Annotated in this window: 1 protein-coding gene; it reads left to right on the forward strand. The window is 47.1% G+C overall.

What is annotated here, in order from left to right; all coding sequences use genetic code 11:
* Positions 1 to 292 (forward strand): hypothetical protein (locus KP705_RS18090; RefSeq protein ID WP_215765296.1); only part of this gene is annotated, 292 nt, incomplete at its 5' end.
* Between the last annotated feature and the right edge of the window lie 133 nt (positions 293 to 425).

Here is a 425-nt window from a genome sequence, read left to right on the forward strand (position 1 = left end):
TCTAACGGGGCGTAATCTGTTTGCGTTGCGTGGTTCGTGGGAGCTTGGCAACAGGGATATCAATGCGGTGGATGATTCCGCAAAAGCATATATGCTTGACACTTACACGATATCTCACATGGGTAGAGGTGGGGGTAGCGTCTTAGAAGATGGGATGCTGTCAAAGGTTCTCGACATAGAGCGTCTACAAGACCCCGTAGAGCTTGATGAGCCTCCTATTGAGGTTCCGGATTCCGAATACTTCGAAGCTAATCAGGACGCCTTTCAGGAGCTTGCAGACTGGTATCTTTGAAGCTCCGCAGGACCGACGACAATGTAATTGTCATAGTCGGACACTATGACAAGTCAAATATTGATTTCTATCTGCTACAATAAGTTTCCAGTACCCCACAAACTGAGGGTCGGAGATTGTTATGGATATGGTA

It is taken from the genome of Gluconobacter sp. P1D12_c (assembly GCF_018812105.1).
GTDB lineage: Bacteria > Pseudomonadota > Alphaproteobacteria > Acetobacterales > Acetobacteraceae > Gluconobacter > Gluconobacter oxydans_A.